The organism is Pelomonas nitida (assembly GCF_043555975.1).
In the GTDB taxonomy this organism is placed as follows: domain Bacteria; phylum Pseudomonadota; class Gammaproteobacteria; order Burkholderiales; family Burkholderiaceae_C; genus Pelomonas; species Pelomonas nitida.
Genome location: NZ_JBIGIA010000001.1, coordinates 373,488 through 398,520, shown reverse-complemented (window position 1 = coordinate 398,520; position 25,033 = coordinate 373,488). Strand labels below are relative to the sequence as shown.

Genomic DNA, 25,033 nt, shown 5'->3' with positions numbered 1-25,033 from the left:
TCGTGCCAAGGCGGGCAGCTGTCGACGGTTGGCGCCGCGGCGGGCGCGATGGGCGCCGCCGTGCCTGGGGCCTCAGCGACGCCGGCCGAAGCCCACGAGCTGCAGCGGCACTCGACGGGGACGACAGCGACCGCGGAAGGTCCGGATGGCCCCCACGGTCGAGACCTCAGGCGCGTGGCTTGCCGAGCTGATCGCGTACCGGCAGCGACCGGATGCGCTTGCCGGTGGCCGCGAAGATCGCGTTCGTCAAGGCCGGCGCAACCGGCGGCACCGGCGGCTCCCCCACACCGCCCGGCGGCAGGCTCGCGTCGCCCCCCACCAGATGGGTTCGGATGACGCGAGGTGACTGGGCGTGGCGCAGCACTTCGTAGTCATGGAAGTTGCTCTGCTGAACACGGCCGTTCTCGAAGGTGATTTCGCCGCTCAACGCAAGCGAGAGCCCCATGACCGCTCCCCCTTCCATCTGCGCGCGAATCCGCTCGGGGTTGACCTGCGGGCCGCAGTCCAGCGCCATGTCAACGGCGACGATGGCCAACTCGCCCTTGCGGCTCACCGCCACCTCGACCACCGTGGCGGTGTAGCTGACGAAGCTGTAGGCGAAGGCGAGCCCCAAGCCATGGCCCTGGGGCAGCTTGCGCCCCCAGCGGGCCCCGCGGGCGGCCGCCTCGATGACGGCACGCATGCGGCCGGTGTCGATGGGGTAGTCGACCGGGGACTCCGAGTAGTTGAAGACATCGGAGAGCGTGGTGGGGTCGATCTTGCGATCCGGGCCCAGCAGCATCAGCGCGTACTTCAGCGGGTCCTGCCTGGCCCGATGTGCCAGCTCGCCGACAAAGCTCTGCGTGGCGAAGACATGGGGGATGTTGGCCACCGAACGGAACCAGCCGATGCGGGCGTGAGCCGCCACCTCGGCGCGCTCCACGCGGACGTTGGGCACGGCGAACGGCATGTTCGTGGCGGACATGCCCGTCTCGAACGGCGCCGCGGCCTTCGACCCCGGCGCAAAGAGCGAGGTGATGGTGGGGGCCGCCGTCCGATGCAACCAGGCCTCTGGCAAGCCGTCCGCCTTCACGGCGGCTTCGAGGTGGTCCAGTGAGACTGCGTGGTAGTAGCCGTGGTGGATGTCGTCCTCGCGCGTCCACACCAGCTTCACCGGCGTGCCGCGCATGGCGTTCGCGACGATCGCGGCCTCACTCACATAGTCGGGCTTGGACTTGCGGCCGAAGCCGCCGCCCAGCAGCAGCACGTTCACCTTCACCTGGGCGGGCTGGAGCTTCAGCGTCGCTGCCACGCCGTCCAGCGCGGCCTGCGGATTCTGCGTGGAGGCCCAGACTTCACAGCCCTGGTCGGTGACCAGGGCTGTCGCCACCGGCGGCTCCATCGTGGCGTGCGCCAGGTGCGGCACGAAGTAGTCGGCCGACAGGCGGCGTTCGGCCGGCGCGTCGCCAATCACCTGGGGCGCGTCCCCGTTGTTGCGATACACCGTCCCCGGCGACTTGACGGCCTGCTCCTGCTCGCGGCGGAAGGCTGCGGAGTCGTAACTGCCGTTGGGCCCATCCTCCCACTGCGCATTCAGGGCCGCACGCCCTTGCATGGCGGCCCAGGTGTTGCGTGCGACCACCGCGATGCCGCCCAGAGGCTGAAACACCGGCGCACCCTGGAAGCCGGGGATCTCTACGACCTTGATGACGCCCGGCACCTTCAGCGCCGCCGCCGTATCGGCCTGCTTGACCTTGCCGCCGACGACGGGCGGGCGCGCCACGACGGCGAACACCATGCCAGGCAGCACCGCGTCCATGCCGAATGTGGCCTGGCCACGCGTGATGGCGACCTGATCCACGCCGGTCGTCTTGCCTTTGCCGATGTAGCGCCAGTCTGCGGGCTTCTTCAGCCGCAGTTGCTCACGGCCCGGCACGGGTTGCCTGGCCGCCTCGGCGGCGAGCTCGCCATACCCCAGGCGCCGCCCGCTGGGGGTGTGCACCACCTCGTGCTGTACCGCCTTGACCTCGGCGACGGGCACGGCCCAGCGCGCGGCTGCAGCCGCTTCCAGCATCTGGCGCGCCGCAGCGCCGACCCGGCGCATCGGTGCAAAGAAGTGGCGAACGCTGCGCGAGCCGTCGACGTTCTGGTTGCCGAAGCGGGCCTCGTCCGCCGGTGCCTGCACCACGCGAACCCGGTCCCAGCGCGCTTCCAGCTCGTCGGCCACCACCATGGGCAGGCTGGTCCGCACGCCCGTGCCCATCTCGGCCCGGTGGGCCACGATGGTGACGACGCCATCGGCGTCAATCGATACGAAGACCTGCGGGCTGTCCACGGTGCCGCCCGGCATGGAGTCGGCGCCGTACTTCTGCGGGGCAGCGGCCTGCGCCGGGGCGTCCAGGCCGATGACGAGCGCGAAGGGCGCTGCCGATGCCTGCAGGAAGCGGCGGCGCAACATCAAGGCATCCGCGTGATTCATGCGTTGTCTCCGGCAAGGCGGCGTGCGGCCAGTTGGATGGCGGCGCGGATGCGCGGGTAGGTGCCGCAGCGGCACAGGTTGCCGCTCATGCCATCGTCGATCTGGCGGTCGGTGGGCTTCGGGCTGGCCTTGAGCAGCGCGACGGCGCTCATGATCTGGCCTGCCTGACAGTAGCCGCACTGGGCCACGTTCAGATCCACCCAGGCCTGCTGCACCACCCGGCCCACCTTGTCGTTGTGCATGTGTTCGATGGTATGAACCGGCTGCCCGAGCGCCGACCCGATGGGCGTGAGGCAGGCGCGCACGGCCTGACCGTTGACATGCACGGTGCAGGCGCCACACAGCGCCATGCCGCAGCCGAACTTGGTGCCGGTCAACGACAGCTCGTCGCGCAGTAGCCAGAGCAGGGGCATCTCATCGGGAGCATGGGTGCTTCGCACCTGCTCGTTGATCTTGAGTGTGGTCATGGTGGGAGGACGGACACGGTCGGGAGTGCGACGGTACGTGGCAGGCGCCGGCCTGACTAGGTGCTGCGCCGTGCATGGCCTCATGAGGCATGTTCATCAGTCCACCCGGCACATGCCGTGCGCCACTGAACCGTTCCCCATGCGCATCACAACGCACATCACAACGCACATCACAACGCGCATCGCGACGCGCATCACCACGCACTCATGAGGCGCGTCGATAAGCCCATGCGGTCGGGACCGGCTAGTTCAACCCGCTGGGCGCACCTACGCTTGCGGCGACCCCTGATCCAGGGGCAGACACCAGGAGCAATGAAGCATGCAAGGCAAAGTCATCATCATCACGGGCGCATCGTCCGGCATCGGCGAAGCGACCGCGAAGCTGTTGGCATCGAAAGGCGCGAAGGTCGTGCTCGGCGCCCGACGCGAAGATCGCCTGAAGGCGCTCGCTGACGACATCCGCGCCGCCGGCGGCGAAGCCGTCTATCAGGTACTCGACGTGACTCGCCAGGCAGACAACGACGCCATCGTGAAGCTCGCCAAGGACAGCTTCGGCAAGGTGGACGTGATCTTCCTGAATGCGGGCATCATGCCCAGCGCACCGCTGTCGGCATTGAAGACCGACGACTGGCACGACATGGTGGGCGTCAACATCACCGGCGTGCTGAACGGCGTCGCGGCCGTGCTGCCCACCTTCATGGCACAGAAGTCGGGCCAGGTCATCGCCACCTCATCGGTCGCGGGGCTGAAGGCGTATCCGAACAGTGCCGTCTACGGCGGCACGAAATGGTTCGTGCGCGACTTCATGGAAGTGCTGCGCATCGAGTCCGCGCTGGAGGGCACCAACATCCGTACCTCGACCGTCTATCCTGCGGCCATCAATACCGAGTTGCTCAACACCATCAGCGACAAGGGCACGGCAGCCGGCATGGACGCCTTGTACAAGGCTCATGGCATTTCGCCGGAACGAATTGCCGGCGTGGTCGCCTTTGCCATCGAGCAGCCCGGCGACACCACGGTGAGCGAATTCACCGTGGGCCCGACCTCTCAGCCTTGGTGACGGTTGCCCGTCTGCGGTCATGGCGAGCCGCGCCCGACCCGCGACGGGCAGGGGCGCGGCTGCCGATCAACCAGCCGAACCCGGCTCCGACAGGAAGATCTCCACGCGGCGGTTGGCCGCGCGGCCGCGATCGGTGTCGTTGCTGGCCACCGGCTCATGCGAGCCGCGGCCGGACGTGCTGATGCGCGAAGGCGCCACGCCACGAGCGGACAGGTAGTCGCGCACGGCCGCCGCGCGTTCGCGCGACAGCGGGTCGTTGATGGCGTCGCTGCCCGTGCTGTCGGTGTGACCCACCACCATCACGCGCACATTGGCGTCGAGGTTGCGGCCGATCTCGTCGAGCACCGGGCGCATCTGCGGGCGGATGTCGGCGCGGCCGGTGTCGAAGGACACGTCGCTGGGCACGTTGAGCTTGAGCCGGTTGTCGGCCGTCTGCGTCACTTCGACGCCGGTGCCCTGGCTGGCCTGCGCGAGCGCCTTGCGCTTGTCTTCCATGTGCTTGGACCACAGGTTGCCGGCCACCGCGCCGAGCGCACCGCCGATAACGGCACTCTTGCCCGCACTGCCACCCGTGGCCGAGCCGATGATGGCGCCGGCCACGGCACCCACGCCTGCGCCCTTGGCCGTGCCTTGCTGGCGCTCGCTCATGTTGGCGCAGCCGGTGGTGGCGGCCAGCACGGCCGCGCTGATGGCGGCGATGGTGGCGCGACGGGGGGAAAGCAGGGAAATCGTCATCTGGGAGCTCCTAAAACTGACTAGAAATGCAAAGGCCGCCGCCCCGCGCGCAGGGCAGCGGCCTTGATGCTGGAAACATCAGATTTTGCGCACGTTTGCGTGGGCGTCCTTGAAAACTTCCTTCACGTCGCCCGCAGCCTTCTGCGCCTTGCCTTCCACCTGCTTCAGCGCACCCTTGACCTGCTGGTCGGTGCTGCCGACGGCTTCGCCGAGCTTGCGCTGAGCCTTGCCGGCGATGTCCTTCACGGTGCCCTTCACTTGATCGGTGTTCATGTGTCACTCCTGGGTTGGCCGTCGCGACGGGATGTCCGACTGACAGGTGTCAGCCTAGGTGGATGCGCGAGGCGGCGGCACCGGAGACGGCCCCGTCGGCCGGTGGGTCACGTCCTACGGCCTGCGCTGCGCGCGGGCGTCCTACGCGTTCGCCGGGCGTCGTCTGCTTCGACGGCGGCGGGCGGGCGTCGATGCTGAGGCCATCACCACTTACTTTTGGAGATCCCTCATGGGCAAGTACCTTCTGGCCTGGCTGCTCGGCGTTCCCGGCATCGTGCTGGTTCTCATCTATCTGTTCTTCCACTGACACGGCGCGGGGCGGGGGTGGGCACGGCGCTTGCCGTGCGGGTGGCATGAGCCGCCTCTTTCGCCGCCCCCTGCCCTTCGCTTCTCTTTGCCTGCCGCTGATGGCCGCCCTCGGCGGCTGCGGCGAGAGCTCCCGGCTGCCCAGCAACGCCGATGTCGGCCCGCAGCCCACGCTGCTGGCGCCAACCAAATCTGCGCTGCCCACCGTCCATGTCGCAGAGCCCCGGCCCTGGCGCGCCGGCGAGGCACCCACAGCCGCGCCGGGCCTGCACGTGCAGGCCTACGCCACGGGGCTGGATCACCCACGCTGGCTGCACGTGCTGCCCAACGGCGACGTGCTGGTCGCCGAAACTAATGCGCCGCCCCGCCCCGACGACGGCCACGGCCTGAAGGGCTGGGTGCAAGGCCTGTTCATGAAGAAAGCCGGCGCGACCGCGCCCAGCGCCAACCGCATCACCTTGCTGCGCGACGCCGACGGTGACGGCCGGGTGGAGCGCCGCGCCGTGTTCGCCCAAGGGCTGAACTCGCCTTTCGGCATGGCGGTGGCCGGTGGCCACTTCTATGTCGCCAACACCGACGCCGTGCTCGAATTTCCCTACACCCCCGGTCAGACGCAGCTGGAAGGCTCCGGCCGCCGCCTGACCGAGTTGCCGGCCGGCCCCATCAACCATCACTGGACCAAGAACCTCATCGCCAGCCCCGACGGGCGCAAGCTCTACGCCACCGTGGGCTCCAACAGCAACGCGGCAGAGAACGGCATCGAGGCCGAGGAAGGGCGCGCGGCCGTCTGGGAGATCGACCGCGCCAGCGGCGCGCGGCGCCTGTTCGCCACCGGCCTGCGCAATGCCAACGGCATGGCCTGGTTGCCGGGGCCGGGCGCGCGCACCGCCACCATGCTGTGGACCGTGGCCAACGAGCGCGACGAACTCGGCAGCGACCTGGTGCCCGACTACCTGACCGCCGTGCACGACGGCGCGTTCTACGGCTGGCCCTACAGCTGGTGGGGTGGGCATGTGGACGAGCGCGTGACGCCACAGCGGCCCGACCTGGTGGCGCGCGCGCTGGCGCCGGACTACGCGCTGGGCGCCCATGTCGCGGCACTCGGCCTGGCCGCAGCCGGCGCCAGCCCGGTGCCGGGCGCGCTGCCTGGCGCGGCGCCGGGCGGCGTCTTCATCGGCCTGCATGGCTCGTGGAACCGCCGTCCGGCGGCGGGCTACAAGGTCGTCTACGTCGGGTTCGACAACGGCCACCCCAAAGGCCTGCCCATCGACGTGCTGACGGGCTTCCTGGACGGACAAGGCCGCGCCCGGGGCCGCCCTGTCGGCGTGGCCGTCGACCGCCAGGGCGCGCTGCTCGTAGCGGACGACGTGGGCAACACCATCTGGCGCGTCACCACCCACTGAGCGCAGGCCCGCGCCGCGCTGCAGGCATCAGGCGGCGCGGCGGCGGCGCTCCACCGCGTCAATCTTCAGCATCTGCCGGTACTTGGTGACCGTGCGCCGCGCGACGACGAGGCCCTGCTGCGCGAGCTGCCGCGTGATCTCGGCATCGGACAGCGGCGCGTCCGGGCTCTCGGCCTCGATGATGTCCTTGACGAGGCTGCGGATGGCCGTGCCCGAGCAGGCGCTGCCATTGGCGCTGATCATGGCCCGACTGAAGAAGGACTTCAGCTCCAGCACGCCCACCGGCGTGGCCATGTACTTGTTGTTGGTCACCCGCGAGACCGTGCTTTCGTGCACGCCCACCTCGTCGGCGATCTCCTTCAGGCCCAGCGGCTTCATCGCCATCGGGCCGTAGTCCAGAAACGCCTGCTGGCGCTTCACGATGGCCTCGGCCACGTCCAAGATGGTCGAGAAGCGCTGCTCGACGTTGCGCAAGGTCCAGCGCGCTTCCTGCAGGTGCTCGCCCAGCTCGGCATTGGCCGGCGTGCGATGGCGCTGGAACAGCTGCTCGTAGACCTGGTTGATGCGCACGCGCGGCACCACGGCCGGGTTGAGCTGCACGGTCCATTGCCCGCGCACCTTGCGCACGATGACATCGGGCACGACATAGGGCACCTGCGACGACCCGATGCGCCAGCCGGGCCGCGGGTCGAGCCGCCGGATGCGCTCGCAGGCGGCTTCGACGCGTGCCGCCGGTTGGCGCAGGCGGCGCGCCAGGCCCGCCGTGTCGCGCGCTGCGAGCGCGGGCAGGTGGTCGGTGATGATGGCGCGGGCCAATGCGCGGGTGTCGGTGCAGGCGATGGTGGGCAGCTGCAGCAGCAGGCACTCGGCCACATCGCGCGCGCCCACGCCGGCCGGCTCCAAGGCCTGCACGCACCGCAAGGCAATCTGCAGCTCCTGGAGGTCGACGGCGGGGTCCAGTTCGGCCACGTCAAGCAACTCCTCCAGCGGCGTGCGCAGATAACCATCGTCATCCAGTGACTCGACGATGGCCCTCGCCAGCAGCAGGTCACGCGCGGGCAGCGGCAACACGTTCAGCTGGCGGTGCAGGTGCTCGTTCAGCGGTGTGTCGACGGCAATCAAGTCCAGCGCTCCGAATTCGCCGTCACCGGCGCCGCGCGCGGCCGAGGCGCCGTCAGCGGCCCACAGTTCGCGATCGCCGTCGCTGTGGGCCCCATCGTCGTCGTGCGTCGCCGCCGGGCCATCGAAGCCGCCATCGGGGTCGACATCGGACATGTCGGCAGGCGCCGCCTGCGGCGCCAGTGCGTCCTGCAGCAGCGACGGCGGCGCGTCGTCCCAATCGGCGGGCGTCGCGTCGGCGTCCCCGCCCTCGCCGTCCTCGCCCTCCTCCACCTCCAGGAAGGGGTTGCGGCCCAGCGTCTCGCGCAGCATGGCCGCGAAGTCCAGCGATGACATCTGCAGCAGGCGCACGGCATGCTGCAGGCGCGGCGACAAGGTCTGGGCCTGCGCCTGGCGATGCGCGACCCGGATGTCCAGTGATGCCACTTGCGTTCCTCGATTTCGTTTGAAAAGACTCGCGCCGCCATGCCGGCGTGCGATGCAACGGGACGTAACGCAACCTTCGTGCCGCAGCGGCAGCGAGCGATGGAACTGCTGTGGCGCCAGGGCGCGCCCGCCACAACGGGGTGTGCGCAACCAGCCGAGGCTGCAGCTTTTACCGGTCGCCCTGGGGGCTGCGACGCAAAGTCGGTAAACGCTGCCGGTCGGCCGCAGTGCAACGCGCGCTCGCCCAGCACACCCTGGCATGTCGCGCGCCCGGCCATGACGAGTGAGTCGGGCACATGCTTTGCTTTACATGGGTCAGCGAGCGCTGCGCCTCGCCTTGGGAGACACCATGAAGAACATCCTCCTCGCATCGCTCATCACGGCCGGCGCGCTCGTCACGGCGGGCTGTACCCTGCCCGCCGGCCCAGGCGGCTCGGGCGCGCCCCTCGCCGACGCCGCCCTCAGCACGCGCGTGAAGGCGCGCTTTGCCGAAGACGCCGACGTCAACGCCATGGGCGTTCAGGTCACCGCATCACAGGGCACCGTACAACTTGCCGGCTTCGCTGCCACCGAGGCTGAGAAGGCGCGTGCCGGCCAACTCGCGCGCGGGGTTCCAGACGTGAAGGACGTGCGCAACCACATCGTCGTCGGAGCGGCGGCCCGCTGATGGACACGACCACCCACACCGCAGCCCGCATCGCGGGCAGCAGCTGGGCGCTGCGTGGCGTGTTCGCGCTGACGCTGGTGTTCGCCGTTCGCGAGGCGCGGCCGCTGCTGGCCCCGGTGCTGGTGGCCGTGCTGCTGACGCTGGCGCTGGCCCCGGCCGTACGCTGGCTGCGCCGACGTGGCGTGCCCGAGATGCTGGGGGCACTGCTCATCGTGCTCGCGCTGCTGGGCAGCACCGTGCCGATGGCCATGAGCCTGGCCCGCCCGGCGGCGGCCTGGTGGGAGGCTGCGCCGCGAACCGTCTCCCAACTCCTCGAACAGGTGGAGGCGCTGCGCGCCACGATCCCCGGGCTGCGCGCGCCAGAGGGCCGCAGCGGACGCCCCTCGACGCTGTCCGCCACACCGGCCGACCCGCTCAAGGAACGCCTGGCCAGCGAGGGCGTGGCGCTGACCGGGCTGGTCGTGACGCGCAGCCTGGCCTTCGTCTTCTCGGCCAGCGCGACGGTCATCCTGCTGTACTTCCTGCTCGCCTCGGAGCACTGGGTGCTGTCGCGTGTGGTGGAGGCGGTGCCGCGCCAGCGCAAGCGGGCCTTGCTGCTGAGCGGTGTGCGCGCCGCCCAGCGCGAGATCGGCCGCTGGCTCGTCGTGGTGGGTGTCGTGAATGGCACGGTGGGCCTCATCATGGGCTTCACGCTGTGGACGCTCGGCCTGCCCAACCCGACCCTGTGGGGTGCCATCGTCGCGGTGCTGTGCTTCGTGCCCTACATCGGCCCGATGGCCGTGATGGGCCTGCTGCTGCTGGCCGGCATCAGCAGCTTCGACAGCGGAGCGCAGATCTTCGCGCCGATGCTGGCCTTCGCCGTCGTGCACGCCGTCGAGAGCAACATCGTCAGCCCGCTCATCATCGGCCGGCGGCTGTCGCTGAGCCCGGTGGCGGTGTTTCTGTCGGTGATGTTCTGGGGCTGGCTGTGGGGTATCGCCGGCGCGCTGATCGCCGTGCCACTGCTGATCGCGCTGCGCAGCGTCTGCCGCCGCGTGCGCGGTCTGCGGCTGCTGCGGCACTTCCTGGAAGGGGAGCGCGAGCGCCCTCCCTCACTTCGCTCACTGCTGCGTCGCCCGGCCGCCCGGCCGGCCCGCGCACGCTACACCTGAGCAACTTGCCTGCTGAAAGTCTGTCCGCGCGAATGCCTGCCCTCCCCAATGGCACCCGTGGCGATACGCTCGCCCATTTGCCATCGCTGCCACCAGCCCGGCGCGCGCGATCCCTCCGTTTCGAGATGCCCGTCACCATCCGTTCCCGCCTCTTGTTGCTCGTCCTGTCGGTGCTGCTGCCGGGCATGCTGGGCGTCAGCTGGCTGATCGGCAGCACCTACGCCGCCGAGCGCGAAGCGCATGACCGCAATCTGCGCGCCACCGCGCGTGCGCTGTCCATGCTCGTCGACAGCGAACTCTCCCGCCGCGCCACGATCGCCAGCGTGCTGTCCCAGTCCCCGGCGCTGGATGGCACCGAGCTTCCGCCGCCCGAACGGCTGCAGGCCTTCGAGCAGCAGGCACGCCGGGTGATGCAGGACATGGCCGGCTGGGTGGAGCTGCGCGCGCCGGGCCGCCTGCTGCTGAGCACCCGCCAACCCGAAGGCATGCCGCTGGCGGAGATGGCCGCGCCCGCCACGCTGCTGGCCACCGCCCAGATGCTGCCCCTGCAACCGCTGCCAAGGCCGGCCGGTGCGGTGGGCGAGCCGCACGGCGATGACCTCGCGGCGGCCTGGGTGGAGCCGGTGCTGCGCGACGGCCAGCTGCTCTACAACCTGGTCGTCACCATCCAGCCGTCCGAGCTGCAGCGCATCGTGCAGAGCCAGGCCAACCCGGGCTGGATCGGCACGGTGATGGACAACGCCGGCCGCGTCGTCGCGCGGCAGCCCGGCGGCATCAGCTACGCGGGTCGCCCGGTGCGAGACGAGCTGCGCCAGCGCATGGCCCTCGGCACCGAGGGCAGCTTCCAGGCCGTGGCGCTGGACGGCATGCCGACCGCAGGCTACTTCAGTACCTCACCACTGGGCTGGAGCTACGTCACCGCCATGCCGCTGGACGCCTACGCCGGCCGCCTGCCTAACGAGGTGGTGCGCGTCGTCGTCGGGGCGCTGGCGCTGGGCATGCTGGCCTTGCTGGGCGCCTTGTGGGTGGCGCGCCGCATCGAGCGCCCCATCCGCACGCTGAAATCCGCCGCGCAGGCGCTGCAAGCCGGCCGCCACGTGCCCGGCGGCCCGACGGGCATGGTCGAGTGCGACGAGGTGGCCGAAGCACTCGCCACGGCCGGGCGAACCATGGCCGGCTCACGCGCGGAACTGGAGCGCAGCGTGGCCCAGGCCGTGGAGCGCACGCGGGTCATGGAGCAGCGTGGCGCGCAGAGCCAGCGCGTCGAGGCCCTCGGCCGGCTGACCGGCGGTGTAGCCCACGAGTTCAACAACCTGCTGGGCATCGTCAGCAACAGCATGCATCTCATCCAGCGGCACGCGGCGGCAGCGGAGTTGCAGGCGCCGCTGGGCGCCACACAGCGCGCCGTCGCCCGAGGCAGCCAGCTCACGCAGCACCTGCTGCGCGTGTCAGGCCACCGCACGGGCGTGCGCCTGCAGACGCTGTCGCTGGCCCGCTATCTGCCCGAAGTGCAGGAGCTGCTGCGCAGCGTGCTGGGCCGGCGCATCGACATCCAGGTGCACGTGGCACCCGACGTCGCCCCCGTGCGCGTGGACGCCAGCGAGCTGGACCTGGCGCTGCTCAACCTCGCGCTGAACGCGCACGACGCCATGCCCCGTGGGGGCGAGCTGCGGCTGCGCGCCGCGCCCGCAACGGCCGACGACATGGAAGGTTTGCCGCAACTTGCACACACCGACTATGTCCTGCTGACCGTGGGTGACGACGGCGTGGGGATGGAGGCTGACCTGGCCGCCCATGCGTTCGAGCCCTTCTTCACCACCAAGCCGGTGGGCCAGGGCAGCGGCCTGGGGCTGAGCCAGGTCTACGGCTTTGCCACCCAGGCCGGCGGCACGGCACGCCTGGCCAGCACGCCCGGCCTGGGCACGACCGTGTCGCTGCTGCTGCCGGCAGCGCAAGGCGACGAGCCCCAGCCAGCCGCCACACCACCCGCCGTGGAGCAGGGCCTGGCGGGCGCGACCGTGCTGCTGGTGGAGGACGAGGAAGCGCTGGCCGACGTGACCACCGCCCTGCTCGCAGCGCAAGGCGCACGCGTGCTGCGCGCCAGCCAGGCCGACGCGGCGCTGCGCCTGCTGGAGGCCGGCGCCACGGTGGACCTCGTGCTGAGCGACATCGTCATGCCGGGCGCACTCGACGGCGTGGCCCTGGCGCGGCGGCTGCGCGAACTGCGGCCGGGGCTGCCCGTGACGCTGATCACCGGGTTCAGCAACACGGCCATCGCCGATGGCGAGTTCACCGTGTTGCGCAAGCCCTGCGCACCGGCCGAGCTGCTGGCGGCGCTGCAGGCCGCGTGGCGGGCCGCGCGAGCGCCACGACCGCACTGACACGGGTTGTTCATGGGGCGGGCACGCCATGTGCCCTGATGGAGGTGCGTGCTGTTGCGGCGCCGTCGCACAGCACCTCTCCACCTTGAAAGGAACCTCGACATGAGCAACGACGACATCATCGACACGCTGAACGACCTCATCGAAACCAGCAAGGACGGCGAGTACGGCTTCCGCACCTCGGCCGAGTACATGCAGGACCCGGCGCTGAAGCAGAGCTTCACGGCCCGCGCCGAAGAGTGCCGCCAGGCCGCAGCAGAGCTGCAGCAGCTGGTGACACGACTGGGCGGCAAGGCCGAGGACAGCGGCACGGCGGTAGGTGCACTGCACCGCGGCTGGGTGGCCGTGAAGGGCACGCTGGCCGGCTACACCGACAAGGCCATCCTCGAAGAGACCGAACGCGGCGAAGACAGCGCGCTGGAGAGCTACCGCAAGGCACTGGACGAGCCGCTGCCGCCGGAAGTGCGCCTGGTCGTAGAGCGCCAGTACGAGGGCGTGAAGCGCAACCATCTGCAGGTGCGCATGCAGCGCGACGCAGCCCGCGCCGCCGCGCTCTGACGAGCGCCCGGGCCGCTCTGCCAACCCACGGGCGGAGCGGCCCTCCCCCTTTGCGCGCCGATGCCGGGCCTCAGCCCGCGGCGCGGATGACGCCGTGCACCAAGTAGAGCTTGCGCACGACGGGCGCTGACAGCACGAAGGGATAGAAGTCCGCCACGCCCATGCTGCGCGACAGCTCGTTGAGCACGCCGGTCAGCTCCATCCAGCTGTTGATGAGGTGAAGAAACTCCGCCGCGCTGTCGTCTGGCGCCGCGACAGGGATGCCGGCCAGCACCTCGGCGCCGAAGCGCTCATAGCTCAACTCCACGCGCTCCCCGTCCAGGCCGAAGCTGCGCGCCGTGTCCAGCGTGTCCACCAGGTGCAGGTAATGCGCCCAGGTCTCGGCCCAGTCCTCCCACGGGTGGCAGCTCGCATAGGCACTGACGAAGCGCTGGCCCCAGTCCGGCGGCTGGCCTTGCGTGTAATGCCGCTGCAGCGCGGCGGCGTAGTCCTCCCGGTCGTCGCCAAAGACCTCGCGCACCGGCGCCAGCCACGCGCTCGGCGCCACCAGCAATTGCCAGTAGTAATGGCCGATCTCGTGACGCAGATGGCCCAGCAGCGTGCGGTAAGGCTCACCCAGGCTGTCCCGCCGGGCCTCGCGGCGCGCGTCGTCGGCTTCGGAAGCGTCCAGCGTGATGACGCCGTCGGCATGGCCGGTGATGACGCCCGGCCCTTCGGGCGGCGCGATCAACAGATCGAACGCCAGACCCAGCCCGTCGGGCACCTCGGCCTGGGCCCGCACCGGCAGCGACAGGCCCAGCAGCGACGACACCAGCCGACGCTTGGCCTGCTCGATGCGGCACCACCACAGGCCGGCGTCCGGCCGGGTCAGGTCCGGTACCGTGCGCGTCAGGCGACAGCAGCGGCACAAGGTGAAGCCGGCAGCCGCCTCGTCGGCGCCGAGCAGCCAGTTGCAGGCGGCTGCCGAATCGAGATTGGCACAACGCGCGTAACGCGGCGCGCCGCGCGCCGGCCGGCCGGCCTCGCGCCAGCCGCCCCTGCCTGCCCGCTGCGGCGCGGGCTCCAGCGCCAGCAGCGCACCGCGCTCGGCCGCATAACCCAATGGCCGCCCGCAGGCCAGGCACTGGCTGTTGCGAAAGAACACTGGCCGGCCACAGAGGCAGGCAAAGGCACGCGGCGTGGTGGGCTGAGGCACGGCGCGCCGGGCCGTCGAAGAAGCCGGCGTCATGTCTGCGCGCTCCCATTGGGCGCCGCCGGCAAGGACCGGCCCCGCGCGATGCGCGAATCAGCGACAGCGATGTGAGGGGCAATGGCGATGCGCACGGTCAGGCCTCTGCAGGAAGTGGTCAGCGCCGCTTCACGGCAAGCCACGTGCCGGCGTGGGCCGTGGCCGGCGACGCTGCGAACCCGCGCCGCCGGCCCCGCCTCACTCGCGCACCGGCCCGTCGGTCGCCGTCCCTTCGGCCGCGTATTCCTTGAGCCGGTTGTAGAGCGTCTTCAGGCTGATGCCGAGCGCGGCGGCCGTGCGCTCCTTGTGATGGTTGAAATGACGCAAGGTCGCGAGCATCAGCGCGCGCTCGGCCTCGGCGACGCTGGAGCCGATGGGCAGCGTGATGCTGGGCACGGCATCGGGCTCCGGTGCCCTCGCGCGCGCGGGCGCTGCGCTGTCGATCGAGCCCCAGCCCGATGCGAGGCCGACACTCTGCACCGTCGGCAGCCAGGCCTCGTCGACGAATTCGTCCTGCGCCATCACGTAGGCGCGTTGCACGGCGTTGCGCAGTTCGCGCACATTGCCGGGCCAGGGGTATTCCACAAGCGCCGCCAGCGCGGCCGGCGTGAAGCGTCGCACCGTCCCTTCCTTCTCGCTGATGCCGGCCAGGAAGTGGTTGGCCAGCAGCGGGATGTCCGCCGCGCGGTCGCGCAGGGGGGGCAGGTCGATGGGGAAGATGTTGAGCCGGTACAGCAGGTCCTCGCGCAGCTTGCCGGTGGACACGGCCTGGTAGGGCTGCCGGTTCGTCGCGGCGATGATGCGCACGTCGGTCTCCTGGCTGGTCGTGGAGCCCACGCGCATGAAGCGACCGGTTTCCAGCACGCGCAGCAGTTTGACCTGCAGCTCCAGCGGCATCTCGGTGATTTCGTCCAGGAACAGGGTGCCGCCGCTGGCGCGCTCGAAGAAGCCCTGGTGCTGGCGCTCGGCGCCGGTGAAGCTGCCCTTCTCGTGGCCGAAGATCTCGCTCTCGATGAGGTTGGGGCTGATGGCCCCGCAGTTCACGCCCAGGAAGGGCCGCTTGCGGCGGCGGCTGAGGTCGTGCACGGTCTGCGCCACCACCTCCTTGCCGGTGCCCGACTCGCCGGTGATGAACACCGACACGCTGGTGCCCGCCACGCGCGAGATCTGCTGGTAGATGCGCTGCATGGGCGCGCTGCGGCCCCACAGGTGGCCGAAGTGACCCGACTGCGCCAGGTTGGCGGTCAGGTCTTCCACCTCGGCCTGCAGCGCCGCCGGCTTCATGATGCGCGACAGCACGCCTTGCAGCTGCGTGAGGTTGACGGGCTTGATGAGATAGTCGGCCGCCCCCAGACGCAGCGCCTGGATGGAGGTTTCGAGGTTGGCGTGGCCGGTGCACAGCACCACCTCGGAATTGGCCACGAGCTTGGGGTCGGCCAGCAGGTCCATGCCATTGCCGTCGGGCAGGCGCAGGTCCAGCAGGATGATGTCCGGCTGCTGCAGCGAGATCTGCCGCCGCGCGTCGCGCAGCGTGTGGGCAACGGAGACGGTGAACTGCTCGCCCGCGATCAGCGCACGCAGCGAAGCGGCCGAATCGGGGTCGTCATCCACCACCAGGGCATGGGGCATCGGGGTTGGTTCCTAAAGTTGTCAGCCTATCGATGGGGCTGCGGGCCATGGGTGAGAGATTCGTCGAAAACGATCGCGTGGATTCTCGCCCAGCAGGTCGATCGCTCGTAGGACGGCACGCCGTTTGCAACTGTCAGCCCGGGTGCCGTTCAAAACGACGCATCGCGCCCTTCGGTCGGCAGGATTTGCAGCAGCTTTTCCCAGCCGTGCTCGCCACGCCTTGTTCAGGGCCCTCCGATGACCCCGCGTCCTCCCCCGCCTTCGCCGAACGATGCCGCCATCGCCGACGCCGACAGCACCTCCGCTGCCGGCGAGGAGGACCCGGGCGCCAGCCTGGAAGAACTCGCGCCCGCGACGCCGCCGCCCGCCCCACCGGGTGCGGTTGCGCACATCGACCAACGCCCGCACTGACCCATCGGCACGTGGCTTGCTCGTTGCGGGTTGCAGCGATGGGTGCTGCCAACCGATCTGGCCCTCGACATGAACCAAGCACGCGCCCGGCGACGCGCCGGGTGGTTAGGACTGCTGCTGGCGCTCGGCGTGCTCGCGGCGACAGCCGCCTGCGGCCGGCTGCCTGCGCGCGCCGCACCGTCCCCATCCCCCCCGGCTTCGGCGCCCGCCGTGGCGGACCGCGTGACGCTGGTCGGCCATGCCGGCCCGGTCTCGGCGGCGGCCGAGGCGCATGACCTGGCCCGCGTGCGCGCGGAAGGCAACGCAGCGCTGTTCGAGCGCCACCTCGCGGTGCTCGCCGAGAACGGCGACAACCGCCTGCTGCGCGGCAACACCGCGCGGCTGCTGGTCGACGGCCCGGCCACGTTTGCCGCGATGAAGGCGGCCATCGCCGCCGCCAAACACCGCATCCTCGTGGAGTTCTACATCGTCGAGGACGAGGGTGTGGCGGCCGAAGTCGCCGAGCTGCTGAAGGCCAAGGCCAGCGCGGGCGTGAGCGTCGCGCTGATGTACGACAGCGTCGGATCGATGGGCACCGAGCGCGCCTTTTTCGACAAGCTGCGCGACGACGGCGTGGCCGTCTGCGCCTTCAACCCGGTCAATCCGCTGGAGCGGCCCGGGCACTGGGGCCTGCTGCAACGCAACCACCGCAAGATGTTGGCGGTGGACAGCGACGTCGCCTTCACGGGCGGCATCAACCTGAGCAACGTCTACGCCGAAGGTTCCTTCGGCAGCGCCCGGCGCAAGCGCCCGCCGGAAGACGCTGACCGGCAGGGCTGGCGCGACACGCAGGTAGCGCTGCACGGGCCGGTGGTCACCGCGCTAGCCACCGTCTTTCGCGAGTCCTGGGAGCGCCAGGGCTGCAAGGGCGAACTGCCAACGGCTCCGGCGCCGCGCGTGCCGGCACCGGGGCAGCGCGTCGTCAAGCTTGTGGCCGGCGACCCCGCCAACGGCATCAATCCCACGTACACGGCGCTGCTGCACGCGATCAACGCGTCGCAGCGCAGCGTGCAGCTGACGATGGCGTACTTCGCGCCGGGGTCCGAACTGATCGACGCGCTGTGCGCCGCCGCCCGCCGCGGCGTGGCCGTCAGCCTGGTGCTGCCGGGGCGCAGCGACGTGACGATGGTGTTGCACGCCGCGCGCTCCCGCTACGCGCAACTGCTGGAAGCCGGCGTGCAGATCCACGAGATGTCCCACGCGGTGATGCACGCCAAGACGGCCGTCATCGACGGCGTGTTCTCCAGTGTCGGCTCCAGCAACCTCGACTGGCGCAGCATCGTCGGCAACAACGAGATGGACGTCATCGTGCTGGGCGACGACTTCGGCGAACAGATGCAGGCCCTGTTTTCGCGCGATCTCGCCACGTCCACGCCGATCGAGGCCCGCCGCTGGGCCCAGCGCGGGCTGGGTCAGCGCCTGCTGGAAGGGCTGGCGCGCGTCATCGAACCGCTGCTCTGACGCGCCGCGGGCACACCGCTTGCCCATGGCAGACAGGTTTCACCTTCACCCGCTGCCAAGGAGTCATTGACATGGATTTCGACGCTCAACTCGCCGCCTCCGTCCAAGCCACGCCCCTGCACCGCGTCGAGCCGACGCAGCCGGCCGTGACCCCGGACGCTGCGGCCACCCCCGCCACCGGCGATGAGCAAGCACCGCGGCAGCGCCGGCCCGGCGGCAGCGCCATGGGCCGCCTGATGCGCCGCAGCCGCACACGCACGGCCGGCATCCGCTTCGAATGGGCGATGCGCAGCTGCGGCCCCGTGCTGCGCGTGGTGGCCACCTGGACCGATCGCCAGGGCCAACCGCACCACACGTCCTACTCGGTGCAATGCAACGGCATCGAAGGCGCACTGGACCGCGCCATCGCCTCGCGCACCTCGTGCGGCGCACCGCAGCCCGATCGCGAGGATCTGCTGCAACGCCTGCACAAGGAATTCGCCACGGCGCCCTATGGTCCCGCTTTCGCCGCACCCGGCCGCCCTGTCATGGAGTCGGCGGAACTGCAGGCGGCCTGATTGCACGGTGCCGCGCCAGCAGACGCGGCGCTCAGGCAATCAGTAACGACATGCGCCACGCGGCCAGGCGCGCAGCGCCCAGCCCTTCACAGCCAGGCGATCAGACGCTGAATCCAGCGCGGCAACGGCTGGCTGGGAACATAGTTTTGGCGGTATTGGCTGTACATGGCATAACCTCGCTGTTTGGTGCTGTTCGTTAACACACTGTCTTTGGCCATCTAACCGAACGTATTCTCGGATTAGGGGGCAGTTTCCTGGCGATGTCATTTGCAACTACTTGCGCCACGCGCGCCACGGCGATGAAGAACCTCCATCTGCTGCGCTCGGCGGCCGTCGTGGCCTGCAGCCTGCTGGCCGGATGCGCCACAACGGTGCAGCCAGCCGACCACTCGCGCTGGATCGCCGCGTGGGGCAGCGCGCAACTTGAACAGCCCTCGTCCCCTGGGGCAGCCCCCCTGCGCGACGTCAGTTTTCGCCAGGTGATACGCGCAACGGCCGCCGGCACGACGCTGCGTGTGCGCTTCACCAATCTGTTTGGCCGCGAGCCCCTGCAGCTCGGTTCGGCCAGCGTTGCACTGCTCGCCGCGCCGGCCGGCCCGGCCACCCCGCTGTTGCGAGAAGGTAGCCTTGTAACACTCAGATTCGATGGCATGCGGGCCCTGAACCTCCCGCCCGGCGCCGAAGCCTGGAGCGACCCCGTGGCGCTGGCGGTGCCGCGCGGGGCCGACCTCGCCGTGCAGATGCACATCGTCTCGGCACCGGCCGCCGCAACCGCTCACCCCGGATCACGCATCAACAGCTGGACAGCGCCGGGGGACCGCGCCGATGCCACCGACTGGCCCGACGCCGTGGCGCGCGACGGCTGGTGGCAGCTCGCTGCACTGGATGTAGGCGGCGCGGCGCCGCAGCCGGTGCTGGTGGCGATCGGCGACTCCATCACCGACGGCTATGGCGTCCCGGCAGGCAGCTACCAGCGCTGGACGGACGCCCTCGCCCGCCGGCTTGCGGCCCTGGGCCGGCCCGCGGCCGTCGTCAACACGGGCATCGGCGGCAACCGCATCCTGCAGGATGGCCTTGGCCCGAAGCTCATGGCCCGCTTCGACCGCGACGCACTGGCCCGCAGCGGCGTCACACATGTCGTGCTGCTGGAAGGAGTCAACGACCTCGGCACCAGCCACCGCCAGCGCGCCACGACGCCGGCCTCGCGGGCGGCGCTGCTGGCCGAGTTGCAACAAGGCCTGACGACCCTTGCCAGCCAGGCCCGCGAGCGCGGTGTCTGCCTGTTCGCGGCCACGGTCATGCCCTACGGCGGCAGCGATTACTACCGGCCAGCCCCCGAGAACGAGACGGACCGGCAGGCGTTGAACGACTGGATTCGCACGCCCGGCCGCTTCGATGGCGTCGTGGATTTCGACGCCCTCGCCCGCGACCCCGCGCGGCCCTCGCACCTCCGGCGCGAATTCGACAACGACGGCCTGCACCCGTCATTGGCCGGGTACCAGGCCATGGCCGAGGCCTTCCCGGTCGAGTGGCTGAACCGGCGCTGCGGACAAAAATAGGCGTGCACAGGTCCGCCAGGCCGGTGCGACCTGGCCTTCCGGTCGCATGGACATGCCAGCGGCGGGCCACCCCGTCGCCGACCGGCCGCTGCGCGAGCCGGCGGCCGTCTCGTCGGGCCGGTCCGGTCAGCGCAGCGCTTGCAACCGCTGGCGTGCCTGTGGCGCCTGCTCGAAGCCCCCCTTGGCCGCCAGCGCACGCTGATAGGCGGCTTTCGCCTCGCCGCGCTGGCCGGCGGCCTCGTAGGCCTGGGCCAGGTGGAACTGCAGTTCGGGCTCACCCGGCGCCAGCTTCACCGCTTCGCGATACGCCGCGAGCGCCCCCTGGGCGTCTCCCTTGGCGGCCAGCACCTGGCCCAGCGTGTCGTGGAAGTGCGGCACGGCCCCGCCCAATGCCACAGCCTTGCGCGCCCAGGGCTCGATCTGCGCCTCGTCCTTGCCCTGACGAAGCCCCATCATCGCCAGATTGTTGTACGCCACGGCCAGTTGGTCATTGCGCTGCAGGGCAGCCAGGTAGGCGTTGCGCGCCTCGGCAAACCGGCCGACGCGCTGGTAGAGCATGCCGAGCTTGAGCTGCGTCGTCGGGTTGCCCGGTTGCAGCTTCATGAGCCGTTCATAGTCCGCCACTGCTGCCGCCGGTTGCCCCGCCTCGGCCTGCAGATCAGCCCGATCGCTCAGCGCGGGGACGAACGCGGGCGCGCACTCCAGCGCGCGCCCCATCGCGGCAATCGCCGCGTCGAAGCGTTTCTCCGACGCATGGATGCGCCCAGACATGTAGGCAGGATTGGGGTCGTTCAGCGTCAGGCGCTCGGCCTCGGCCAGAGACTTCAACGCTTCGGCCTTGCGATCGGTCGCCAGCAAGGCCATCGCCAGCCCGAAGCGAGCGGCGCCGTCCTGCGACGCCAGCTCGATGGCACGCGAGTAGGCCTTGACGGCCTCGGCCGGCCGGTTGAGCCGGTTGAGCAGCAGGTCACCCATGTCACGGTGAGCCGTCTCGTCCTTCGGCGCCTGGGCCGCCGCCTGCCGATAAAGCGCCATCGCCGCCTCGCCGCGGCCACGGAAGGCCTCGTAGCGTGCCGCCGCCAGCATCACGACCGGGTCTTCGGGCGCGGCCTTGCGGGCCTGCTCGAGCCGCTGTCCCGCCTCCTCGGCACGGTTGAGCTTGAGCAGCGCCTGGGCCAGCCCTGCAAGCGCACGGGGATGCCCGGGCTGCTGCGCCAACACGGCGCCGAAATCGCGCTCCGCGTCGACCCAGCGGCCTTTCTGCAGCGCACCGAACCCCTGCCCCAGCGGCCCCTCCTGTGGGTCGGAGACCGCACTCGCCGCGACACCGACACGCCCCCGCTGATCCACCGGACCGGCATGGCACGTGGCCGTTAGCCAGAGGGCGGGCAATAACAACAGGGCTTTTCTGGGCAGAGCTGCAGACATAACGAATGGTGCGTGTGTGTTCTTCGCAAAGGTCGCCATTGAAGCCGACATCGGAGCGGCCTCACCCCCCAAATCTGAAGTGTCGACATTTCTTACAGTTGAAGACGCAACGAATTGGGGGTATCTCGCAAGCAGTTGATATCAAACAGAAAGATCCGGTGGCACAGCTCGTGCTCGCCAGCGTCGCCGGGCTTGGCCCGCTATTTCAAAACTGGATATCAGCGATGAACAAATCACCACGAATTGCAGGCCTCGTTGTCGGCGCCATGCTGGCGATCGGGATGGCCGGAACAGCCTCCGCGACGGACCTGACGATGTTCAAGACCGTCTATGACACCGACTTCAAGTCCTTCGGCTACGGTGGCATGCGCGACCTGGGCACCGGTTCGCTGGACGTGACGGGCACTGGCTCGGGCACTGTCAGCGAGGCCTATCTGTTCTGGCACGGCCCGAGCAACGCGGCCGCAACCGCCGCCCCCACCGCAAACGCGAACGTGACGTTCAACGGCACGGCCATCACGGGCACCTTCCTCGGTATCTCGTCTGACAACTGCTGGGGCTTCGCGAACAGCATTGCCTACCGCGCCAACGTCACCAGCCTCGTGACCGGCGACGGCACCTACTCGCTGGACAACTTCGTCAAGCCCAACGGCATCGACGTGAACGGCGTCTCGCTGGTCGTCTTCTACGACGACGGCAACACTGCCAACAACCGTGACGTCGTGATGTTCAACGGCAACGACTCCAACATCAACAACGCCTACGACGCCGACGGCTGGAACATCACGCTTGCTGGCATCGACTACACGGCCGGCAACGCGTCGGCCCAGTTCCATGTCTCCGACGGCCAGCAGTTCCCTGACGCCGCCGTCATCGGCAATGGCCAGACCATCGCGCCGGCCGGTGCCGTGTTCGATGGCAGCACCGTGCCGGCAGGCGCGGGCGGCGCGGGCAACGGCAGCCTGTGGGACATCCGTGACTTCAGCGTGACCAGCCTGCTGAACCCAGGCCTGAACAACCTGAACATCAGCTCTTCGGTGAACTCCGACTGCCTGTCCTGCGTGCTGATCGCCATCGACCTGCCGGCCGGCGCCGCGCCGCCGACCAACAACGTGCCGGAGCCGGGCTCGCTGGCCCTGGCAGGCCTGGCCCTCGGTGGCCTGACGCTGGCCAAGCGCCGCCGCAAGACCGTCGACCAAGCCTGATCCCCCCTCAGCGCGCCCCGACGCGCGCCACGCACGGGCCTCGCACACGCGAGGCCTTTTCTTTTGAGCGCCGGCAGAGCCAGTTTCCCGCCGGGGCCGACGGCCAACTGCACGCTCAGCCGTCGCGGTAGGCCCAGTTTGTCAGGCGCAAGCAATTACCCGGCGTGATCGAGGCCGAACGCAGATTTCGGCGGCAGATGTTCAGCGCCGCAGGCCCTGCGCACAACCGTTACAAGCCGCTCGCACATCCGCATTGCCAGGCGGGTGGACATGCAGGGATGATCCGGGCGCTTTCCCGACCGGCTTGACCGGCCAGAAGCCAGGCGCGGCTGACCTGCCGTTGGCGCGCCCAGCGCATGTCGGGGCCTGCCTTTGCAGGTCCGCCCATTTCGGCGGAAGTGGATCGGCCGGTCGAGCACGAGCAGCACGCCCACTGGCACGCCAGAAAGACCCCTCTGTCGCTGCGCACGGCGCAGCCAACCCATCCTCCTGGAGGCCTTCCGTGCATCAACTCAAACGCCTGACCTTCGGCCTGGCCCTCGCCGGCCTGACCGCCACTCTCACGCACGCCGCCACGCCCGTCAGCCTCAGCTACAAGGTCAACAGCCAGTGGAACGGCGGCTACTGCGCGACGGTGAAGGTGCAGAACCCCAACGCCACGGCCGTGGTGTGGAACGGCACGCTGACCGTGCCCGGCACCGTCAACAACGTCTGGAACGCGGTGTACAGCCAGAGCGGCAGCACGCTGTCGCTCAGCGGCGTGGAATGGAACAAGACCCTCGCCGCCCAGGCAACGCTGGAGTCGGTGGGCTTCTGCGCCGCGAGCACCGCGCCGGCACCAACCCCAGCGCCTACGCCGGCACCCACTCCTGCTCCCACGCCTGCACCTACTCCCGCCCCTACTCCCGCGCCCACACCGGCGCCCACACCGGCTCCCACGCCAGCGCCCACGCCTGCCCCTACTCCCGCGCCCACACCTGCCCCCACGCCAGCACCGACACCTGCACCCACCCCGGCGCCGACGCCCAGCGGCGCAGTGCTCGTGCCGACGGCGCCGCCACCAGTCATCACCAGCGGCACCGGCGTGGTCACCGTCAACCCGACGCTCGTGCGGCAGACCATCGAAGGCTTCGGCGGCTCCAACGCCTGGACGGGCCTGCCCTCTGACGTCACGACCCGGGCGCGCCTGGTGAAGCTGCTGTTCTCACCGACCGAGGGCATCGGCCTGACGCTGATCCGCAACCGCATCCCGTTCCGCGAGTCCACCACCTACAACGACGCCTTCATGGCGAAGGACAGCAGTGGCCGCTACACCTACACGCTGGACAGCACGGGCCACAAGAGCTTCAACCTGAACTGGTCCAACTGGGACCTGCAGAACACCAAGACGCTGTACGGCCTGGCCGCCAGCTACAGCAGCGACATCCGCGGCTTCAGCACGCCATGGACCCCGCCCAACAACCAGTACGACCGCTGGAAGATCGACGACGCCGCCAACGGCAACACCATCGGCGGCACGATGGGCAACATCACCACCTGGCCCGACATCGGCGGCGTGCTGTCGCCCACGCACTACCAGGACTACGCCGATGTGCTCGCCGACTACGCCCGAAACTTCAAGGCCAACATGGGCTACCCGCTGATGGCGATCTCGCTGCAGAACGAGCCCAACTACCTGCCCAAGACCTACGAGTCGGCCTCCTGGACTTCAGCGCAATTCAGCGCCTTCCTGCCATCGCTGTCCAAGGCCTGGACGGCCAAGGGCGTGGCCACGCCGGTGATCGCGCCGGAGGGCATGAACTTCAATGACGACCTCATTGCCCCGGCGCTGAACGACAGCACGCTGGCGCCACTGGTGTCCATCGTCGGCACCCACCAGTACGCCAGCGACATGAACACCGTCTACAACACCGCCAAGTGGTTGACCACCACGAAGTCCAAGGGCAAGCGGCTGTGGATGACGGAGGTGTCCTCGGGTGCGAGCAACGACGCGTCCATCACCGACGGCCTGGTCTGGGCCCGCACCGTGCACGCCGACATGACGACCGCCGAGGTCAATGCCTTCTGCTACTGGTGGCTGTGGACGAGTTCGTCCTCGCCCACCAAGGGCAGCCTGGTCAACCTGAACGCTGCCGGCACGCAAATCACCGAGAACAAGCGCCTCTACACGCTGGGCCAGTTCAGCCGCTTCGTGCGCCCGGGCTGGGTGCGCCTGAATGCCGAGACCTCACCGCTGACCAATGTCTACAGCAGCGTCTACCGCAACCCGGCCAGCCAGGAAATCGCAGTGGTGCTGATCAATGCGGGCAGCAGCGCCGCGCAGGTGAGCCTCAAGCTCTCGGGTGCCACGGCGTTCGCGTCGCTGGCGCAGTGGCGCACCTCGGCGACGGAAAGCCTCACCGCGGCCGGCAGCCTCAGCGCCGGCGCCACGCTGAGCAGCGTGAGCCTGCCAGCCGCCAGCGTCACCACGGTGTACGGCACCTACACGCCCTGAGCCGGGGCCATCCCGGGC

At 69.8% G+C, this 25,033-nt stretch carries 21 protein-coding genes; 13 read left to right on the top strand and 8 right to left on the bottom strand.

What is annotated here, in order from left to right:
- Positions 1-166 precede the first annotated feature (166 nt).
- Both ACG00X_RS01735 and ACG00X_RS01730 read right to left on the bottom strand, forming a co-directional pair.
- On the bottom strand, positions 167-2,458 hold the full coding sequence (locus ACG00X_RS01735; RefSeq protein WP_394486202.1) for a xanthine dehydrogenase family protein molybdopterin-binding subunit: 2,292 nt from the start codon (positions 2,456-2,458) through the stop codon (positions 167-169).
- Positions 2,455-2,925, bottom strand: a complete 471-nt coding sequence (locus ACG00X_RS01730; RefSeq protein WP_394486201.1) for a (2Fe-2S)-binding protein — start codon at positions 2,923-2,925, stop codon at positions 2,455-2,457. Before ACG00X_RS01730 ends, ACG00X_RS01735 begins: the two co-directional genes overlap by 4 nt.
- A gap of 319 nt (positions 2,926-3,244) precedes the next feature.
- On the opposite strand from ACG00X_RS01730, the gene ACG00X_RS01725 reads away from it, so the two are divergent.
- The gene (locus ACG00X_RS01725) at positions 3,245-3,985 is read left to right on the top strand and encodes an SDR family oxidoreductase (protein ID WP_394486200.1); all 741 of its coding nucleotides are present in this window, start codon (positions 3,245-3,247) and stop codon (positions 3,983-3,985) included.
- A 66-nt stretch (positions 3,986-4,051) separates the two neighbouring features.
- Here ACG00X_RS01725 and ACG00X_RS01720 read toward each other — a convergent pair whose 3' ends face one another.
- On the bottom strand, positions 4,052-4,720 hold the full coding sequence (locus tag ACG00X_RS01720) for a YiaD family glycine zipper/OmpA-like lipoprotein (protein WP_394486199.1): 669 nt from the start codon (positions 4,718-4,720) through the stop codon (positions 4,052-4,054).
- A gap of 78 nt (positions 4,721-4,798) precedes the next feature.
- On the bottom strand, positions 4,799-4,993 hold the full coding sequence (locus tag ACG00X_RS01715; protein ID WP_394486198.1) for a CsbD family protein: 195 nt from the start codon (positions 4,991-4,993) through the stop codon (positions 4,799-4,801).
- 58 nt (positions 4,994-5,051) lie between these two features.
- Here ACG00X_RS01715 and ACG00X_RS01710 point away from each other — a divergent pair, with 58 nt between their 5' ends.
- A complete protein-coding gene (locus ACG00X_RS01710; protein WP_394486197.1) occupies positions 5,052-5,300 on the top strand; it encodes a hypothetical protein in 249 nt (82 codons plus the stop codon).
- A gap of 46 nt (positions 5,301-5,346) precedes the next feature.
- Positions 5,347-6,702, top strand: a complete 1,356-nt coding sequence (locus ACG00X_RS01705; protein WP_394486196.1) for a PQQ-dependent sugar dehydrogenase — start codon at positions 5,347-5,349, stop codon at positions 6,700-6,702.
- Positions 6,703-6,729: 27 nt separating this feature from the next.
- On the opposite strand, the gene rpoN is transcribed toward ACG00X_RS01705, so the two are convergent.
- Complete coding sequence (gene rpoN, locus ACG00X_RS01700) at positions 6,730-8,247, bottom strand: RNA polymerase factor sigma-54 (protein WP_394486195.1); 1,518 nt, start codon at positions 8,245-8,247, stop codon at positions 6,730-6,732.
- Between the two features lie 349 nt (positions 8,248-8,596).
- Between rpoN and ACG00X_RS01695 the strand changes: the two genes are divergently transcribed.
- The 4 genes from ACG00X_RS01695 to ACG00X_RS01680 all read left to right on the top strand — a co-directional run bounded on the left by ACG00X_RS01695 (position 8,597) and on the right by ACG00X_RS01680 (position 13,004).
- On the top strand, positions 8,597-8,914 hold the full coding sequence (locus tag ACG00X_RS01695) for a BON domain-containing protein (protein WP_394486194.1): 318 nt from the start codon (positions 8,597-8,599) through the stop codon (positions 8,912-8,914).
- Positions 8,914-10,065 (top strand): AI-2E family transporter, encoded by a 1,152-nt coding sequence (locus ACG00X_RS01690; RefSeq protein WP_394486193.1) that lies wholly within the window; start codon positions 8,914-8,916, stop codon positions 10,063-10,065. The genes ACG00X_RS01695 and ACG00X_RS01690 overlap by 1 nt, the downstream gene beginning before the upstream one ends.
- A 125-nt stretch (positions 10,066-10,190) precedes the next feature.
- Positions 10,191-12,446 (top strand): response regulator, encoded by a 2,256-nt coding sequence (locus ACG00X_RS01685; protein WP_394486192.1) that lies wholly within the window; start codon positions 10,191-10,193, stop codon positions 12,444-12,446.
- A gap of 102 nt (positions 12,447-12,548) precedes the next feature.
- The gene (locus tag ACG00X_RS01680; protein ID WP_394486191.1) at positions 12,549-13,004 is read left to right on the top strand and encodes a PA2169 family four-helix-bundle protein; all 456 of its coding nucleotides are present in this window, start codon (positions 12,549-12,551) and stop codon (positions 13,002-13,004) included.
- A gap of 70 nt (positions 13,005-13,074) precedes the next feature.
- Here ACG00X_RS01680 and ACG00X_RS01675 read toward each other — a convergent pair whose 3' ends face one another.
- Positions 13,075-14,232 (bottom strand): zinc-binding metallopeptidase family protein, encoded by a 1,158-nt coding sequence (locus tag ACG00X_RS01675; protein ID WP_394486190.1) that lies wholly within the window; start codon positions 14,230-14,232, stop codon positions 13,075-13,077.
- Positions 14,233-14,430: 198 nt separating this feature from the next.
- Positions 14,431-15,861 carry a sigma-54-dependent transcriptional regulator gene (locus ACG00X_RS01670; RefSeq protein WP_394486189.1) on the bottom strand — a complete coding sequence of 477 codons (1,431 nt, stop codon included), beginning with the start codon at positions 15,859-15,861 and terminating at the stop codon, positions 14,431-14,433.
- A 237-nt stretch (positions 15,862-16,098) separates the two neighbouring features.
- On the opposite strand from ACG00X_RS01670, the gene ACG00X_RS01665 reads away from it, so the two are divergent.
- From ACG00X_RS01665 to ACG00X_RS01650, 4 genes are all read left to right on the top strand, one after another.
- Positions 16,099-16,272, top strand: a complete 174-nt coding sequence (locus tag ACG00X_RS01665) for a hypothetical protein (protein ID WP_394486188.1) — start codon at positions 16,099-16,101, stop codon at positions 16,270-16,272.
- 69 nt (positions 16,273-16,341) lie between these two features.
- On the top strand, positions 16,342-17,772 hold the full coding sequence (locus tag ACG00X_RS01660) for a phospholipase D-like domain-containing protein (RefSeq protein WP_394486187.1): 1,431 nt from the start codon (positions 16,342-16,344) through the stop codon (positions 17,770-17,772).
- A 71-nt stretch (positions 17,773-17,843) separates the two neighbouring features.
- The gene (locus ACG00X_RS01655; RefSeq protein ID WP_394486186.1) at positions 17,844-18,329 is read left to right on the top strand and encodes a hypothetical protein; all 486 of its coding nucleotides are present in this window, start codon (positions 17,844-17,846) and stop codon (positions 18,327-18,329) included.
- Between the two features lie 299 nt (positions 18,330-18,628).
- Complete coding sequence (locus tag ACG00X_RS01650) at positions 18,629-19,888, top strand: SGNH/GDSL hydrolase family protein (RefSeq protein WP_394486185.1); 1,260 nt, start codon at positions 18,629-18,631, stop codon at positions 19,886-19,888.
- Positions 19,889-20,014: 126 nt separating this feature from the next.
- Here ACG00X_RS01650 and ACG00X_RS01645 read toward each other — a convergent pair whose 3' ends face one another.
- Positions 20,015-21,286 carry a tetratricopeptide repeat protein gene (locus ACG00X_RS01645; protein WP_394486184.1) on the bottom strand — a complete coding sequence of 424 codons (1,272 nt, stop codon included), beginning with the start codon at positions 21,284-21,286 and terminating at the stop codon, positions 20,015-20,017.
- A 344-nt stretch (positions 21,287-21,630) separates the two neighbouring features.
- Between ACG00X_RS01645 and ACG00X_RS01640 the strand changes: the two genes are divergently transcribed.
- Together ACG00X_RS01640 and ACG00X_RS01635 are read left to right on the top strand one after the other, a co-directional pair.
- Positions 21,631-22,521, top strand: coding sequence for a PEP-CTERM sorting domain-containing protein (locus tag ACG00X_RS01640; RefSeq protein WP_394486183.1), 891 nt, complete (start codon positions 21,631-21,633; stop codon positions 22,519-22,521).
- A 502-nt stretch (positions 22,522-23,023) separates the two neighbouring features.
- On the top strand, positions 23,024-25,015 hold the full coding sequence (locus ACG00X_RS01635; protein ID WP_394486182.1) for a cellulose binding domain-containing protein: 1,992 nt from the start codon (positions 23,024-23,026) through the stop codon (positions 25,013-25,015).
- Positions 25,016-25,033 lie beyond the last annotated feature (18 nt).

Coding starts and splice junctions, on each gene's coding strand:
- ACG00X_RS01735 (WP_394486202.1), bottom strand. CDS start 2,458: ATGAATCACGCGGATGCCTTGATGTTGCGCCGCCGCTTCCTGCAGGCA.
- ACG00X_RS01730 (WP_394486201.1), bottom strand. CDS start 2,925: ATGACCACACTCAAGATCAACGAGCAGGTGCGAAGCACCCATGCTCCC.
- ACG00X_RS01725 (WP_394486200.1), top strand. CDS start 3,245: ATGCAAGGCAAAGTCATCATCATCACGGGCGCATCGTCCGGCATCGGC.
- ACG00X_RS01720 (WP_394486199.1), bottom strand. CDS start 4,720: ATGACGATTTCCCTGCTTTCCCCCCGTCGCGCCACCATCGCCGCCATC.
- ACG00X_RS01715 (WP_394486198.1), bottom strand. CDS start 4,993: ATGAACACCGATCAAGTGAAGGGCACCGTGAAGGACATCGCCGGCAAG.
- ACG00X_RS01705 (WP_394486196.1), top strand. CDS start 5,347: ATGAGCCGCCTCTTTCGCCGCCCCCTGCCCTTCGCTTCTCTTTGCCTG.
- ACG00X_RS01695 (WP_394486194.1), top strand. CDS start 8,597: ATGAAGAACATCCTCCTCGCATCGCTCATCACGGCCGGCGCGCTCGTC.
- ACG00X_RS01690 (WP_394486193.1), top strand. CDS start 8,914: ATGGACACGACCACCCACACCGCAGCCCGCATCGCGGGCAGCAGCTGG.
- ACG00X_RS01685 (WP_394486192.1), top strand. CDS start 10,191: ATGCCCGTCACCATCCGTTCCCGCCTCTTGTTGCTCGTCCTGTCGGTG.
- ACG00X_RS01680 (WP_394486191.1), top strand. CDS start 12,549: ATGAGCAACGACGACATCATCGACACGCTGAACGACCTCATCGAAACC.
- ACG00X_RS01675 (WP_394486190.1), bottom strand. CDS start 14,232: ATGACGCCGGCTTCTTCGACGGCCCGGCGCGCCGTGCCTCAGCCCACC.
- ACG00X_RS01670 (WP_394486189.1), bottom strand. CDS start 15,861: ATGCCCCATGCCCTGGTGGTGGATGACGACCCCGATTCGGCCGCTTCG.
- ACG00X_RS01665 (WP_394486188.1), top strand. CDS start 16,099: ATGACCCCGCGTCCTCCCCCGCCTTCGCCGAACGATGCCGCCATCGCC.
- ACG00X_RS01660 (WP_394486187.1), top strand. CDS start 16,342: ATGAACCAAGCACGCGCCCGGCGACGCGCCGGGTGGTTAGGACTGCTG.
- ACG00X_RS01655 (WP_394486186.1), top strand. CDS start 17,844: ATGGATTTCGACGCTCAACTCGCCGCCTCCGTCCAAGCCACGCCCCTG.
- ACG00X_RS01650 (WP_394486185.1), top strand. CDS start 18,629: ATGAAGAACCTCCATCTGCTGCGCTCGGCGGCCGTCGTGGCCTGCAGC.
- ACG00X_RS01640 (WP_394486183.1), top strand. CDS start 21,631: ATGTTCAAGACCGTCTATGACACCGACTTCAAGTCCTTCGGCTACGGT.